This window comes from Nocardioides sp. AN3, from assembly GCF_054653495.1.
Genome location: NZ_BAAIGC010000022.1, coordinates 74,137 through 87,907 on the forward strand (window position 1 = coordinate 74,137; position 13,771 = coordinate 87,907).

15 protein-coding genes are annotated in these 13,771 nt (G+C 71.3%); 7 read left to right on the top strand and 8 right to left on the bottom strand.

The genetic code is table 11. From position 1 onward, the window contains the following. Window positions 1-2: 2 nt before the first annotated feature. Genes ACYQ1K_RS20330 through ACYQ1K_RS20340 form a run of 3 tightly spaced genes read right to left on the bottom strand, consistent with a single transcriptional unit; the run spans window position 3 to window position 1,320 of the window. Window positions 3-170, bottom strand: coding sequence for a hypothetical protein (locus ACYQ1K_RS20330; RefSeq protein WP_459985076.1), 168 nt, complete (start codon window positions 168-170; stop codon window positions 3-5). Next, a complete protein-coding gene (locus ACYQ1K_RS20335; RefSeq protein ID WP_459985077.1) occupies window positions 167-745 on the bottom strand; it encodes an NUDIX hydrolase in 579 nt (192 codons plus the stop codon). The genes ACYQ1K_RS20330 and ACYQ1K_RS20335 overlap by 4 nt, the downstream gene beginning before the upstream one ends. Next, window positions 742-1,320 (bottom strand): GNAT family N-acetyltransferase, encoded by a 579-nt coding sequence (locus ACYQ1K_RS20340; protein ID WP_459985078.1) that lies wholly within the window; start codon window positions 1,318-1,320, stop codon window positions 742-744. The genes ACYQ1K_RS20335 and ACYQ1K_RS20340 overlap by 4 nt, the downstream gene beginning before the upstream one ends. 100 nt (window positions 1,321-1,420) lie before the next feature. Here ACYQ1K_RS20340 and ACYQ1K_RS20345 point away from each other — a divergent pair, with 100 nt between their 5' ends. Then, complete coding sequence (locus ACYQ1K_RS20345) at window positions 1,421-1,765, top strand: VOC family protein (RefSeq protein ID WP_459985079.1); 345 nt, start codon at window positions 1,421-1,423, stop codon at window positions 1,763-1,765. Window positions 1,766-1,836: 71 nt separating this feature from the next. Here ACYQ1K_RS20345 and ACYQ1K_RS20350 read toward each other — a convergent pair whose 3' ends face one another. Beyond that, window positions 1,837-2,412, bottom strand: a complete 576-nt coding sequence (locus ACYQ1K_RS20350; protein WP_459985080.1) for a TetR/AcrR family transcriptional regulator — start codon at window positions 2,410-2,412, stop codon at window positions 1,837-1,839. A 104-nt stretch (window positions 2,413-2,516) separates the two neighbouring features. Between ACYQ1K_RS20350 and ACYQ1K_RS20355 the strand changes: the two genes are divergently transcribed. Together ACYQ1K_RS20355 and ACYQ1K_RS20360 are read left to right on the top strand one after the other, a co-directional pair. Next, window positions 2,517-3,767, top strand: coding sequence for an MFS transporter (locus tag ACYQ1K_RS20355; protein WP_459985081.1), 1,251 nt, complete (start codon window positions 2,517-2,519; stop codon window positions 3,765-3,767). A gap of 177 nt (window positions 3,768-3,944) precedes the next feature. Then, window positions 3,945-4,976 carry an adenosine deaminase gene (locus tag ACYQ1K_RS20360; protein WP_459985082.1) on the top strand — a complete coding sequence of 344 codons (1,032 nt, stop codon included), beginning with the start codon at window positions 3,945-3,947 and terminating at the stop codon, window positions 4,974-4,976. 8 nt (window positions 4,977-4,984) lie between these two features. Here the strand turns inward: ACYQ1K_RS20360 and ACYQ1K_RS20365 are convergent, their stop codons facing one another. The 3 genes from ACYQ1K_RS20365 to ACYQ1K_RS20375 all read right to left on the bottom strand — a co-directional run bounded on the left by ACYQ1K_RS20365 (window position 4,985) and on the right by ACYQ1K_RS20375 (window position 7,681). After that, the gene (locus tag ACYQ1K_RS20365) at window positions 4,985-5,188 is read right to left on the bottom strand and encodes a hypothetical protein (RefSeq protein ID WP_459985083.1); all 204 of its coding nucleotides are present in this window, start codon (window positions 5,186-5,188) and stop codon (window positions 4,985-4,987) included. 236 nt (window positions 5,189-5,424) lie between these two features. Then, window positions 5,425-6,768, bottom strand: coding sequence for an FAD-dependent oxidoreductase (locus ACYQ1K_RS20370; protein WP_459985084.1), 1,344 nt, complete (start codon window positions 6,766-6,768; stop codon window positions 5,425-5,427). 172 nt (window positions 6,769-6,940) lie between these two features. Next, a complete protein-coding gene (locus tag ACYQ1K_RS20375; protein WP_459985085.1) occupies window positions 6,941-7,681 on the bottom strand; it encodes an ABC transporter permease in 741 nt (246 codons plus the stop codon). A 91-nt stretch (window positions 7,682-7,772) separates the two neighbouring features. On the opposite strand from ACYQ1K_RS20375, the gene lhgO reads away from it, so the two are divergent. Continuing rightward, window positions 7,773-8,960 (top strand): L-2-hydroxyglutarate oxidase, encoded by a 1,188-nt coding sequence (gene lhgO / locus ACYQ1K_RS20380; RefSeq protein ID WP_459985086.1) that lies wholly within the window; start codon window positions 7,773-7,775, stop codon window positions 8,958-8,960. 58 nt (window positions 8,961-9,018) lie between these two features. Here lhgO and ACYQ1K_RS20385 read toward each other — a convergent pair whose 3' ends face one another. Then, window positions 9,019-10,395: an NAD-dependent malic enzyme gene (locus ACYQ1K_RS20385; protein WP_459985087.1), complete on the bottom strand. Its 1,377-nt coding sequence runs from the start codon at window positions 10,393-10,395 to the stop codon at window positions 9,019-9,021. 137 nt (window positions 10,396-10,532) lie between these two features. Between ACYQ1K_RS20385 and ACYQ1K_RS20390 the strand changes: the two genes are divergently transcribed. From ACYQ1K_RS20390 to ACYQ1K_RS20400, 3 genes are all read left to right on the top strand, one after another. Further along, entirely contained in the window at window positions 10,533-11,525 is a 993-nt protein-coding gene (locus ACYQ1K_RS20390; RefSeq protein WP_459985088.1) for an NAD-dependent epimerase/dehydratase family protein, read from the top strand. A gap of 140 nt (window positions 11,526-11,665) precedes the next feature. Beyond that, a complete protein-coding gene (locus tag ACYQ1K_RS20395) occupies window positions 11,666-13,213 on the top strand; it encodes a Re/Si-specific NAD(P)(+) transhydrogenase subunit alpha (protein WP_459985089.1) in 1,548 nt (515 codons plus the stop codon). Window positions 13,214-13,217: 4 nt separating this feature from the next. Next, a partial coding sequence (locus ACYQ1K_RS20400) for an NAD(P)(+) transhydrogenase (Re/Si-specific) subunit beta (protein WP_459985090.1) occupies window positions 13,218-13,771 on the top strand: 554 nt, incomplete at its 3' end.

The window sequence follows — 13,771 nt, forward strand, 5'->3', positions numbered from 1 at the left end:
CCTCAGCCGAGCGCGGTCGGCCCGACGGTCGACGCGCTCCTACGGGCTTTGGCCGCGGGGGCGACGACCGGCGGCGGCGCGTGGGATCCCTCGGCGGCGGGCACCGGACGGCACATGGGTCGGAGGGTGGCGACCGCCTGGTCGGCGGCCCAACGGACTAGGTCGGTCACGCCGGCACGGTGGACTCCTCGACCTCCCCACCGTCAACAGGGGGACGCGCGGCACTCTCCGGCGACCGGCGGCGCGCCTCTGCCTCGGTCCAGATGTCCAGGATCACCGCCGGCCAGATCTCCTCGCCGGTGGAGGCCAGCTCGTCCCGGCCCCACCACCGGTGGGATGTCATCGTGATCCGCTCCTCGGCGGTGTGCCCGGCGTCGGAGACGTCGAAGCCGTCGACCCAGCAGGCGTAGAAGACATCGGTCTGGTCGATCACCACGTCGGTGTAGCCATGGACCACCCGCCGGGTGAGGACCGGCCCGAGCAGCTGCTCGGGCGCCACGGCGAGGCCGGTCTCCTCCTCGAGCTCCCGGACGCCGGCGTCGAGCTCGCTCTCGCCCGGGTCGATGCCGCCGCCGGGAGTGATCCACCACCGCGTGCCGGGCAGGCCCGGATCGGAGTCGGAGAAGAGGAGCAGCCGGTCACGGTCGTCGACGACCAGGACGCGAACCGTACGCCGGCTCCGACGCGGACGCTCCTCCGGCGGGACCGGGACGAGGGTGCGGACGGGATCCGGCTCGGTGCTCACCGGCTCATTGTGCCGACCGGCCCCTCGACCCCTGCGACGCTGCTGCGCCGCTCGACGAGGACGACATCGCGCCAGCGGCCGGCGTACGCCCCGAGCGACATGCGCCCGACCCGCTCGCGGGTGCCGACCACCCGGAACCCGGCGGAGCGGTGCAGCGCGAGGCTGGCGGCATTCTCGGGGAAGATGCCGGACTGGATGGTCCAGATCCCGGCGGCCTCCGTCGAGGCGATGAGCGCGTCGAGGAGCGCGCGGCCGGTGCCGCGGCCACGGGCAGCCGGGTCGACGTAGACCGAGTGCTCGACGACGCCGGCGTAGGCGCAGCGGTCCGAGATCGGCGAGGCCGCCACCCAGCCGATCACGCGGCCGGTTGTCGGGACGGTCGCCGGGCCGGTCGTGGGGCCGGTGGTCGGGCCGGCGTCCACGGCCACCCAGCGGTGGTCGGGAAGCCTGCCCGCGTCGAACCGCTCCCAGCTCGGTGGCTCCGTCTCGAAGGTGGCGTCGCCGGTCGCGATCCCGGCCGCATAGATGCGCCAGACCTCGGGCCAGTGTGAGGGGTCCATCGGCACGATCGCCATGCCTCCATCATGGGCGCCTCCTCCAGCAGGCCCTGTCACATTGTCGGACGCCGTGTCGTCAGAGGAGGTGAAGGACCACCCGAGCGACTGGAGGACTGACATGACCGAGGGAATCAAGACCGTGCTGCACCCGGTGACCGACCTGGCGGCGGCGAAGGCCGTCTACACCGCCCTGTTGGGCGCCGAGCCGACCGCCGACGCGCCCTACTACGTCGGCTACGACGTGGCCGGGCAGCACATCGGGCTCGTGCCCGGCGGCGCGGAGCAGGGCATGGCCGGCCCGGTGGCCTACTGGCACGTGTCCGACATCGCGGCGAAGCTCGCCGAGGTCGAGGCGGCCGGCGGTGTCGTCAAGGACACCCCGCGCGACGTCGGCGGCGGTCGCCTCGTGGCGACCTTCACCGACCCGGACGGCAACGTGCTCGGGGTGCTGCAGGACCGCTGAGCGCTCTGGCCGGGGTAGTTCGGGACGTTTACCACGGTCTACTGGCCGGTAACGGTCGGAAACGTCCCGAACTACCCCACCACGCGCGGAGCCGACGTCAGCACCAGCTCGGCCATCTCCTTCGCGACGCCGACCGCGGCGGGGTGGTGGTCGAGCCGGGCGTTGGCGACGGCGCCGTCGTAGAGCACCCACAGCCGGTCGGCCACGGCGGTCGGATCGGCGAAGCGCGCCTCGGTCGCCAGCGAGACGAACAGGTCGGCGAGCCAGCCGCGGAACGTGCGCAGCGCGACGGCCTCGACGCTGTCGGGCGGGGCCTCGGCGCTGGCGTTGGAGAACGCACAGCCGTTGTATCCCGGCTCGCTCACCGCCTCCTGCAGGGCGTCGAAGACGGCCAGCAGCTTCTCGACGGGGTCCTCGAGGCCCTCGCAGTGGCGGGCGATGCGCGCGCGGCGACGCTCGTCGCGCCCGGAGAGGTACGCCGCCACGAGCTCGTCCTTGCCGGAGAAGTTGTAGAAGAGCGAGCCCTTCGCGACCCCCGCCTCCTCGATGATCCGGTCGATCCCGACCGTGTGGACGCCCTCGGCATAGAAGAGCCGATCGGCGGCCTCGAGGAGCCGCTCGCGAGCGGGAAGGCGCTTGGTCGTCACGTCATCCACCGTATCAGACAGATCTGTCCAAAAAACCTTGCGCACTTTGAACAGATCTGTCTAAGATCGAGTCTCGACTAGACAGACCTGTCTAAGGAGATCCGATGTCCCGCACCCTGCCGCCCACTGCCGCGTTCGCGGGTGTGGCCGCCGTCTTCGCCGCGTTCTTCCTCGCCGCGGGAGCGCCCACGCCGTTGCTCGCGCTCCGCCAGCAGGAGTGGGGATTCTCAGCCGGCACCCTGACTCTCGCGTTCGCCGTCTACGCACTGGCCCTGCTCGTCGCCGTGCTCGTCGGCGGCTCTCTGTCCGACCACCTCGGGCGCCGCCCGGTGCTGCTGGGTGCGCTCGTCGGCGAGCTCGCCGCGATGGTGGTGTTCCTGGCCGCACCCGACATCACCTGGGTCATCGTGGCGCGCGTCGTGCAGGGCGTGGCGACCGGCCTCGGCGCGAGCGCCTTCAGTGCCGCCATCGTCGAGCACGCGCCCGCGCACCTGAAGTCGCTCGGCTCGAGCTTCGCGGGGACGGCCGCCACGGCTGGCCTGGGCGTCGGGGCGCTGCTGACCGGCGCGGCGGTCCAGTACACCTCCGACCCCAACGGGCTGGTCTTCGGCGTCTTGGCGGTGGTCATGGTCGTCGGTTTCACGGTGGTCCTCGCCACCGGGGAGACGAGCTCCACCCGACCAGGCGCGCTCCGCTCGCTCGACCCCCGCATCACGGTCCCCGCCCGTGCGCGCCGTGAGTTCCTCGGCGGCCTGCCCGTGCACGTGCCGGGCTGGATGCTCGCCGCCTTCTTCATGGGCCTCTCGCCGGCCGTGCTGCGAGTGCAGTTCGGGTTGGACGGCGGCCTCGTCGCCGGCTTCACCGCCTTCCTCGGACCCGTCCCGGCCGCGGTCGCCACGCTCGCCTTCGGCCGGGTGAGTGCTCGCCGGACCACCGTCGGCGGTGTCGGACTGGTCCTCCTCGGCATGAGCGTGATCCTGGTCGGCGTCCCCGGCGAGTCCCTCGCGCTCCTGTGGCTCGGCGCGATCATCGGCGGGGCAGGGATGGGCGCCTCGTTCGCCGGGCATCTGCGTCTGCTCGGCCCTCACGTCGAGCCGCAGCAGCGTGCCGGGGTGTTCGCGGGTGTCTACACCGCGGCGTACCTCTCCTTCGGCGTCCCCGCCATCATCGCCGGCCAGCTGGCCACGCGGATCGGCCTGCTGCCGACGCTGGAGGGGTACGCCGCGGTCGTGCTGGTCACCGCGCTCCTCGGACTGCTCGTCCAACTGAGGCTGGCGCGAGGCGACCGCCTCATGGTCGCGCCGGTGGCCCCCGATGCCGACCCGGTGGACGCGGTCGCGTGCAAGGCGGCGTGAGCGGCGCCGGGTGGGGAGTGGCGGTGAGTCATCAACCGGAGCGGTCAGCTCACCGGTTGACCACTCACCGCTGCCTGCCGGCACAGAAGCGCGGCGACTGCGTGCCTACCTCGACGAACAGCCGGAGGCCCACCCGACGATGTGCAGCCACCTCGGCCCCGGTGGCACGATCCGAGCGTGCGTGACTTCATCCAGGGCCTGCCCAAGGCCGAGCTCCACGTCCACCACATCGGGTCGGTCTCGCCGCGCATCGTGGCCGAGCTCGCGTCGCGTCACGCCGCGCCGGGTGACGGGCGCAGCGCGGTCCCGACCGACCTCGAGGAGCTCCGGGCCTACTTCGAGTTCCGCGACTTCGCGCACTTCATCGAGGTCTACCTGTCCGTCGTCGACCTGGTCCGCACGGCTGACGACCTCCGCTACCTGACCTACGAGATCGCCCGCGACATGGCGGAGGCCCAGTCCCTGCGGTACGCCGAGCTGACGTGCACGCCCTACACCTCCGTGATCCGCGGCATCGGGATCGAGGCCTACACCGAGGCGATCGAGGATGCGCGCACCGCGGCCGAGCGCGACTTCGGGCTCGTCTTGCGGTGGATCTACGACATCCCAGGGGAGTCCGGGCTACCTGCGGCCGACGCGACGCTGAGCTACGCGCTCGACCACGCGCCGCAGGCGCTCGTCGGCTTCGGCCTCGGGGGTCCGGAGGTCGGCGTGCCCCGGTCGCAGTTCCAGCCGCACTTCGAAGCCGCGGTCGCCGCCGGCCTGCACTCCGTCCCCCACAGCGGCGAGACCTCCGGTCCCGAGACGGTCTGGGACGCCGTACGCCTTCTGCAGGCCGAGCGGATCGGCCACGGCACCTCGGCCGCGCAGGACTTCACGTTGCTCGAGCACCTCGCGGCCGCCGGCATCGCGCTCGAGGTCTGCCCGTCCTCCAACGTCGCGACTCGTGCCGTCGCGACGCTCGAGGAGCACCCGCTGCGCACCTTCGTCGAGGCCGGCGTGCCGGTGGCGATCGCCTCCGACGACCCGCCGATGTTCAACACGACGCTCAACCGGGAGTACGAGATCGCCGCCGAGCTCCTCGACCTCGACCGCGACGGCATCGCCGACCTCGCCCGGACGTCGGTCGAGGTCTCCTTCGCGCCCGACGACGTCAAGCAACGAATCCTGCGGGAGATCGACGCGTACGTCGCCTTCGCCGCAGGCTGAGTCGTCTGTCAGCTCTCGCTCTCGGTGCGCGCCTGCGGCGCCCCTCGCAGGAGGCGCACTGCGAGCCAGACGTCGAACTGACCGTGCCGGCTGTCGACGTAGGTCCGGAACCTCTCCTCGAAGGCAGCGATCTCCTGACGCAGTCCCCACATCTGGAGGTCTACCTGGCGATCCTGCGAGCACAGGTGTCGCTCGGGCGCGTTGCGATCCACGGACTCGCCGCAGCGCTCGCATGGCACATCACGGGACCCGAACACCTCGGCACCTCCTCCTCGCCCCAGGGGCGACCCCGTCCAGTACCCGCCCGGGAGGCGTCCACACCGGCACCCTGATGGCGCCGAGGCGCGCCCTCGCCTGGACGCAGCGAAGCGAGGGAGGAACGACCGAGCGCAGCGGAGGAAGGCGAGGGTCACGAGCGCCTCGGCCGCGCGAGCGGAGCGAGCGCCATTCAGGCTTGCGAGACCCGGATCATCTCCTCGCGGGGCACGACCTTGATGCGCTCGCGGCCGGCGGCCTCGCCGAGGGCCAGCTCGTGGGCGTCCAGGAGCGCCCAGCCGGCCTCGGTGGTGAACTCGACGCCGCGGTCCTCGAGGTGCTCGACGATCGCGTCGGGGTCGGGGACCTCGGCTGAGGCGAGGCCGGACTCGACGTCGGCGAGCAGGTGTTCGATGGTCTCCTTGGCGTCGGACTTGGTGTGCCCGATGAGCCCCACCGGACCGCGCTTGATCCAGCCGGTGACGTAGATCCCGGGGACCTGCTCCCCGTCCTCGACGACGCGGCCACCCTCGTTGGGGATCACGCCGGCGGCGTCGTCGAACGGCACGTCGGGAAGCGCCGTCGAGAGGTAGCCGACCGCGCGGTAGACGGCCTGGACCGGAATCTCGACGAACTCGCCGGTGCCGTGCACGGAGCCGTCGCCGTTGTACTCGGTGCGCTCGGTGCGGATCGCCACGACGCGACCGTCCTCGCCGAGGATCTCGACGGGGTTCTGCATCATGTGGATGTGGATCTGGTGTGGCGCACCGGTCGGCTCGGCCTCGAGGTACTTCAGCAGCGTGTCCACGACCAGCTTCGTTCCCTTGTGCGCCGAGATCGCGGCCTGACCGGCGTCGTCGATCTCGAAGCCCTCCTCGGTGACGAACACGTCGACCGAGGGGGAGTGGGAGAGCTCGCGCAGCTCCATCGGCGAGAACTTGATGTGCGCCGGGCCGCGGCGGGCGAAGACGTGGACCTCCTTGGCCTTGTTGGCCTTGAGCCCCTCGTAGACGTTGTCCGCGATCTCGGTGGTCAACTGCTCGTCGGCGGGCTTGGCGAGCATGCGGGCGACGTCGAGCGCGACGTTGCCGGCGCCGAGCACGGCGACCGACTCCGCCTCGAGCGGCCAGTCGCGCGGGACATCGGGGTGACCGGCGTACCACGACACGAAGTCGGCGGCGCCGTAGCTCTGCGGCAGGTCGATGCCCGGGATGTCGAGCGCGCGGTCGGCCATCGCGCCGGTCGAGAAGATCACCGCGTCGTAGTAGCGCTTGAGGTCGTCGAGCTTGAGGTCGGTGCCGTAGTCGACGTTGCCGAAGAAGCGGATCCGCTCGTTGTCGAGCACCCGGCGCAGAGCCTTGATGATCTCCTTGATGCGCGGGTGGTCGGGGGCGACGCCGTAGCGCACCAGGCCGTAGGGCGCGGGCAGACGCTCGATCACGTCGACGTGAGCCTGCTCGTGCTCGCGGGTCAGGATGTCAGCGGCGTAGATGCCGGCCGGGCCGGCACCGACGACCGCCACACGGATGGGTCGCATGAAATGTCCTCCAAAAGCTGCGAAGGCAAGCCTAACTTGGCGGTGGTGTCCGGCCCCCGAGAGATGTCTCACGCAGTGGACGCTGTGATCCCCGTCGCCGAGTCCATAGCAAGGGCTCGCGCAATGCTTGTTCCCGGTGTGATCGGCCTCGCACGGGCCTTGCAGCCCGTGATCAGGAGGACTCGCCGACGACGACGTACGGCGTCCGCGCGGCCAGCCGTGTGACGAGGATCGCGGCGACCGTCATCGCCAGACCCAGTGCCGCGAGCACGACGAGCTGGAAGCGCGCCGCGTCGACCGGGCTCGCCCCACCGAAGAGCGCACCGACGAACGCGCCGGGCAGCGTGACGAGGCCGGTCGACTTCGTCTGGTCGAGGTTGGGCAGGACCGACTCGCGCACCGCGATCCGTCCGATGTCAAGGTGCGCCTGCGGGCCGGTGGCCCCGAGCGCCAGCCAGCCCTCGACCTCGTCCCGCCGTGCGGCCGCGGAGTGCAGGAAGCGGCGACCGGCGAGCGTCGACGCGCTCATCGTGCCGCCGATGACGATGCCGGAGATCGCGACGAGGTGCCGGGCGTCGGTCTGGGCGAGCTGGAGCGCGATGACGACGCCGATGGCGACCACGGAGCCGCCGAGCACTCCCACCACGGCGATGCGGCGACCGTGCCACAGCCCCTGGGTGCGCCGCCCCGCCGTCCAGGAGGCGGTGGTCAGCATGAGGGCGATGAACGCGCCGACGGTGAGAGGGGCGTTCAGCACGCCGTGGAGCAACGCGGCGACGACGGACAGCTGCACGGCGGCACGGGCGAGGGCCACGACGGGCAGCCAGCCCAGCCCGGCGCCAGCCCAGCGGGTGAGTCCGAGGGTCAGCAGGCAGACGACGAGCAGGCCCGCGCCGAACCAGACGTCGCTCACGAGGCTCAGCGTAGGGAGGGTCGGCATCGATCTTGGTGATCTCGTGCCGACGCGACGGCACGATCCCTGCGGCGCCGCTAGCGTCGACTCCATGGACGAGGTGGTGGGAGTCGTCGGGGGCGGCATCGTCGGACTGGCGGTCGCGCGCGAGCTCATCCGGCGGCGGCCCGGCGTACGCGTGGTGGTCTTCGAGAAGGAGGACCGCCTCGCCGCCCACCAGACCGGGCACAACTCCGGCGTCGTGCACGCCGGGATCTACTACCGGCCGGGCAGCCTCAAGGCGCAGCTGTGCACGCGCGGCCGCGCGCTGCTGGAGGAGTACGTCGCCGAGCACCGGATCGCCTATCGCCGGTGCGGGAAGCTCGTCGTCGCCGTGGACCCGGGCGAGATGCAGCGGTTCGACGCTCTCGAGAAGACCGCGACCGAGAACGGCGTGCCGGGTCTGCGGCGGGTGCAGGGTGCCGAGATCACCGAGATCGAGCCCCATGCGTTCGGCATCGCGGCGCTGCACTCGCCGGCCACGGGCATCCTGGACTACGTCGCGGTGGCCGACGCGCTCGCCGACGAGATCCGGCAGGCCGGTGGCGAGGTGCTGCTCGGCACGGAGGTGACGGACGTGGTGCGAACGCCGGGCGGCGTCGCCGTCGCCGCCGGTGAGGAGCGCCGGCGGCTGGATCGCCTGGTGGTCTGCGGCGGGCTGCAGTCCGACCGGCTCGGCGAGCTCGTCGGTGGCCCCAGAGCGCCGCGGATCGTGCCGTTCCGCGGGGAGTACATGCGCGTCGCCGCCGAGAAGCAGGAGCTGGTGCGCGGGATGGTCTACCCGGTGCCGGACCCGCGCTACCCGTTCCTCGGCGTCCACTTCACCCGGCGGGTGGACGGGACGCTCGAGGTCGGACCGAACGCGTTCCTCGCGCTCAGCCGCGACCGCTACGGCCGCGCGTCGGTCAACGGCCGCGACCTGGGCGACACCCTGGCGTGGGGCGGCTTCTGGCGCTTCGCGGGTCAGCACTGGCGCACCGGGATGACCGAGCTGAGGGGGGTGCTGTCGAAGCGCGCCTACATGAGGGCGGCGCAGCGCTATGTCCCGGAGATCGGCGCGGCTGACGTCGTACGTGCGGGGATGGGCCTGCGCGCCCAGGCGCTCGCCGCCGACGGGTCGCTGGTGGACGACTTCGTCATCGACCAGCTCGACCACGTCACGAGCGTCCGCAACGCACCGTCGCCCGCGGCGACCTCGAGCCTGGCGATCGCGGAGTACGTCGTCGACCGGATGAGCTGACGCCAGGACGTCATACGGGTTGGTCGCTTGGGCAGCCGACTCGTATGACGTCCGCGGCTCAGTGCCCGGCGATGGCCGATGCGACGGCGGTGTGCACGTCGTGGTGGAAGACCGACGGGATGATGAAGCTCGGGTTGAGCTCCTCGTCGCTCACGACGAGCGCGATGGCATGGGCCGCGCGCAGCATCATGTCGGTCGTGACCTCGTGGGCGCGGATGTCGAGCAGACCGCGGAACACGCCGGGGAAGGCCAGCACGTTGTTGATCTGGTTGGGGAAGTCGGAGCGGCCGGAGGCGACGACGGCGGCGTACTTCGCGGCGGCGACCGGGTCGACCTCGGGGTCGGGGTTGGCCATGGCGAAGACGATCGGCTTCTCGGCCATCTCCTTGATCCACTCGGCGTCGAGGACGCCCGGCGCCGAGACGCCGATGAAGACGTCGGCGCCCTGCAGCGCGGTGCGGAGGTCGCCGCTGACCTTGCGGGGGTTGGTGGCCGCGGCGAGCTCGGCGTGCGCGGCGGAGAGGGCCGGGTCGTCGGCGACGAGACAGCCGTTGCGGTCGTAGACGACGACGTCCGGCACGCCGGCGGCCAGCAGCAGCTTGACGATGGCGGTGCCGGCCGCGCCGCCGCCGGAGACGACGACCTTGATGTCGTCGAGGGTCCTGCCGACCACGCGCAGGGCGTTGGTGAGGCCCGCGAGGACCACGATGGCGGTGCCGTGCTGGTCGTCGTGGAACACCGGGATGTCGAGACGCTCGCGGAGCTTGGCCTCGATCTCGAAGCAGCGGGGAGCGGCGATGTCCTCGAGGTTGATGCCGCCGAAGCCAGGGGCGATCAGCTCCACGGCGCGGACGATCTCGTCGGTGTCCTGGGTGTCGAGACAGATCGGCCAGGCGTTGATGCCGCCGAACCGCTTGAACAGCGCGGCCTTGCCCTCCATGACCGGGAGCGCGGCGCCGGGGCCGATGTTGCCCAGGCCCAGCACGGCGGAGCCATCGGTGACCACCGCGACGGAGTTGCCCTTGATCGTCAGGCGCGAGACGTCCTCGGGGTGCTCGGCGAGCGCGCGGGAGACGCGGCCGACCCCCGGGGTGTAGGCCAGCGACATGTCGTCACGCGTCTTGAGCGGGACCTTGGAGGAGACCTCGATCTTGCCGCCGAGGTGGATCAGGAAGGTGCGGTCGGAGACCTTGTGCACCGTCACGCCGGGCACTGCGGCGACGACCTTCTCCAGCTCGATGGCGTGGTCGCCGTCGGCGGCCGAGCAGGTGACGTCGACGACGAGCCGGTCGTGGCTGGAGTCCGTGACGTCGATCGCCGTCACGACGCCGCCCGCACCCGAGATGGCGGTCGCGACGGCGCCCACGACGCCGTGGTCCGGCGCCGTGTAGAGGCGCATCGTGATCGAGTTCGAGGAGGCTGTCGCGGTCTTCACCCTGCGACTATGCGCCTGTGGGCCCACTACTCGGAAGTAGCGGAGGATCCCGATCTGCGCCTTGAGCGTGCGGTGTGGCGCGGGTCTCAAGATCAGGGGTGGATCGATCCAAGTCAGGGGTGTGCTGAGGTGGGCGCATGCGCATCCTCGTCCTCGGCGGCACCGTCTTCCTGAGCCGCGAGATCGCGGCCCGCGCGGCGGCTCGGGGACACGAGGTGACGTGCGCGGCTCGGGGCACGAGCGGGAGCGTGCCGGACGGCGTACGCCTGATCGGCTGGGACCGCGGCGAGGCGCCGCCGGCGGAGCTGGTCGGGCTGCGGCCCGAGGCGGTGGTCGACGTCGCCCGGCTGCCCTCGCACGTACGACGAGCCGTCGGGCTCTTCCCCGACGCGCACTGGTCGTTCGTGTCGACCTGCAACGTCTACGCCGACGAGGGCATGGCCGGAGGCGCCGCTGACTCCGCGCTGAAGGAGCCAGTGGAGGAGGACCTCGATCCGTCGTCCTCGCCCGAGGCGTACGGCGCGATGAAGGTCGCCTGCGAACGACTCGTGCAAGGGCGCGCACGGTCGTTCGTCGTCAGGCCGGGACTCGTCGTCGGGCCGGGCGACCGGTCAGGACGCTTCGCCTACTGGCCGGCCCACGCTGCTGCTGCGGCGGAGGACGGTGGCCCGCTCCTGGCGCCGGGGATGCCGGACGACCCCGTCCAGCTGATCGATGTGCGCGACCTCGCCGACTGGATCCTCGACGCCGCCGAGGCCGGCAGAACGGGGACCTATGACGCCGTCGCCGCGCCGATCACGAGGCGGGCGTTCTTCGAGGCGCTCGCCGAGGGCACCGCAACGGAGCCGGACCTGCGCTGGGTGTCGTCCAGCCTCCTCGTCGAGGCAGGCGTCGCCTCGTGGGCCGGGCCCGGGTCCCTGCCGCTGTGGATCGGTGAGCCGGGCTACGAGGGCTTCATGGCCCGGGACGTGAGTGCCTCCCTTGTTGCTGGACTCACCACGCGCCCGTTGGCGGACACCGTCCGTGACACGCTCGCGTGGCTCCGCGTCGAGCCCGACGCGGTCCTCACCGGCCTCACCCGTGCCGAGGAGCTGGCGCTGCTGGAGCGAGTCGGCGCGGTGGCCTCCTGACCGCTGCCAGATGTGAGACGGGTCTCTTTGGAACGTTCCCATCCGCCTCGCGGACTGAGACGTCCTTCCCGCACGGGTGCATCGCTGGCAGGGTGCTTCCACCCGCCTGAGGACGTCCGTCCCAGACTGAAGGAGCCAAGATGTTGATCGGAGTGACCCGCGAGACCCGCCCGGGGGAGACACGCGTGGCCGCGACACCGGCAACGGTCAAGCAGTTGATCGGCCTGGGCTATGACGTGGTGGTCGAGCGTGGTGCGGGGGAGCTGTCGAGCTTCTCGGACAAGGCGTACGCCGAGGCCGGTGCCGAGCTGGGCTCGATCGGTGAGGCGTGGGGTGCCGATGTGGTGTTCCGCGTCAACGCGCCCTCGATCGGTGAGGTCGCCCAGCTGCGTCAGGATGCGTTCTTGGTGAGCCTGCTGGCGCCGGCGTTGAACCCGGAGCTGGTCGACGCGTTGACGGCGCGGGGGGTGACGGCGCTGGCGATGGATGCGGTGCCGCGGATCTCGCGCGCCCAGTCGCTGGATGTGCTCTCGTCGATGGCGAACATCGCCGGCTATCGGGCGGTGATCGAGGCCGCGCACGAGTTCGGCCGGTTCTTCACCGGCCAGGTCACCGCCGCGGGGAAGGTGCCGCCGGCGAAGGTGCTGATCGCCGGTGCGGGTGTGGCGGGGTTGGCGGCGATCGGGTCGGCCTCGTCGCTGGGCGCGATCGTGCGGGCGACCGACCCCCGGCCCGAGGTGGCCGACCAGGTCAAGTCGCTGGGTGGTGAGTATCTGCCCGTCGACGTCGAGGTGGAGCAGTCCGGCACGGGCTATGCCTCGGCGACTTCGGAGGCCTACGACGCCCGCGCGGCGGAGATCTACTCCGAGCAGGCCGCCGACGTCGACATCATCATCACCACCGCGCTGATCCCGGGGCGTCCGGCGCCGCGGTTGATCACCGCCGCGGATGTGGCCTCGATGAAGCCCGGCTCGGTGATCGTGGACATGGCGGCTGCCCAAGGCGGCAACGTCGAGGGCTCGGTGGCGGACCAGAAGGTGGTGACCGCCAACGGCGTGACGATCCTGGGCTACACCGACCTGGCCGGCCGGCTGCCCACCCAGGCCTCCCAGCTGTACGGCACCAACCTGGTCAACCTGATGAAGCTGCTCACCCCGGGCAAGGACGGCAAAGTCGTCCTCGACTTCGAGGACGTCGTGCAGCGGGGTGTGACCGTGACCCGCGATGGGGAGAAGCTGTGGCCCCCGCCGCCGGTCCAGGTCTCGGCCGCACCGGCTCCCGCCGCAGCGGCGGAGAAGGCCGAGCCTGCGCCGAAGAAGACGATGTCGCCGGCCACGAAGCTGGGCCTGACCGCGGTGGGGCTGCTGGTGCTGTTCTTGGTCAACGCGACCGCCCCCGCGCCGATCCCGCAGCACTTCACCGTCCTCGTGCTCGCCGTGGTGGTGGGCTACTACGTGATCGGGCATGTCCACCACGCCCTGCACACCCCGTTGATGAGCGTGACGAACGCGATCTCGGGGATCATCGTGGTCGGCGCTTTCCTGCAGCTGGCCACCGACGACACCGCCGTCCGGACCCTGGCGTTCATCGCGACGCTGTTGGCCTCCATCAACGTCTTCGGCGGCTTCGCCGTGACCCGACGCATGCTCGCCATGTTCCATCGTGAACCCGCCAGCAAGGGGAACTGATCCGATGTCTGCTTCTTCGATCGCGACCGCGGCCTACATCGTCGCCGCGCTGCTGTTCATCCTCTCCCTCGCCGGACTCTCCAAGCACGAGACCGCCCGCCGCGGGGTCATGTTCGGCATCGCCGGGATGACCATCGCGCTGATCGCCACCTTCGCCCTGGTCGTGGACCTGGCCACGGGGGATGCGATCAACGCCGGCGGTGCCACCAGCATCGTGCTGCTCATCGTCGCGGTGGTCATCGGTGCCTCGATCGGGCTGTGGCGGGCCCGGATCGTGGAGATGACCGGGATGCCCGAGCTGATCGCGCTGCTGCACTCCTTCGTCGGCCTGGCTGCCGTGCTGGTGGGCTGGAACGGCTACCTGGAGGTCGAGCGGCAGGTCAAGGACCACCCCGGCCTGCGGCTCTTCGCCACCGACAGCCTGCTGCGCATCCACCACGCCGAGGTCTTCATCGGCATCTTCATCGGCGCGGTCACCTTCACCGGCTCGATCGTGGCCTTCCTCAAGCTCTCAGCGCGGATCAAGTCCGCCCCGTTGATGCTGCCGGGCAAGAACGC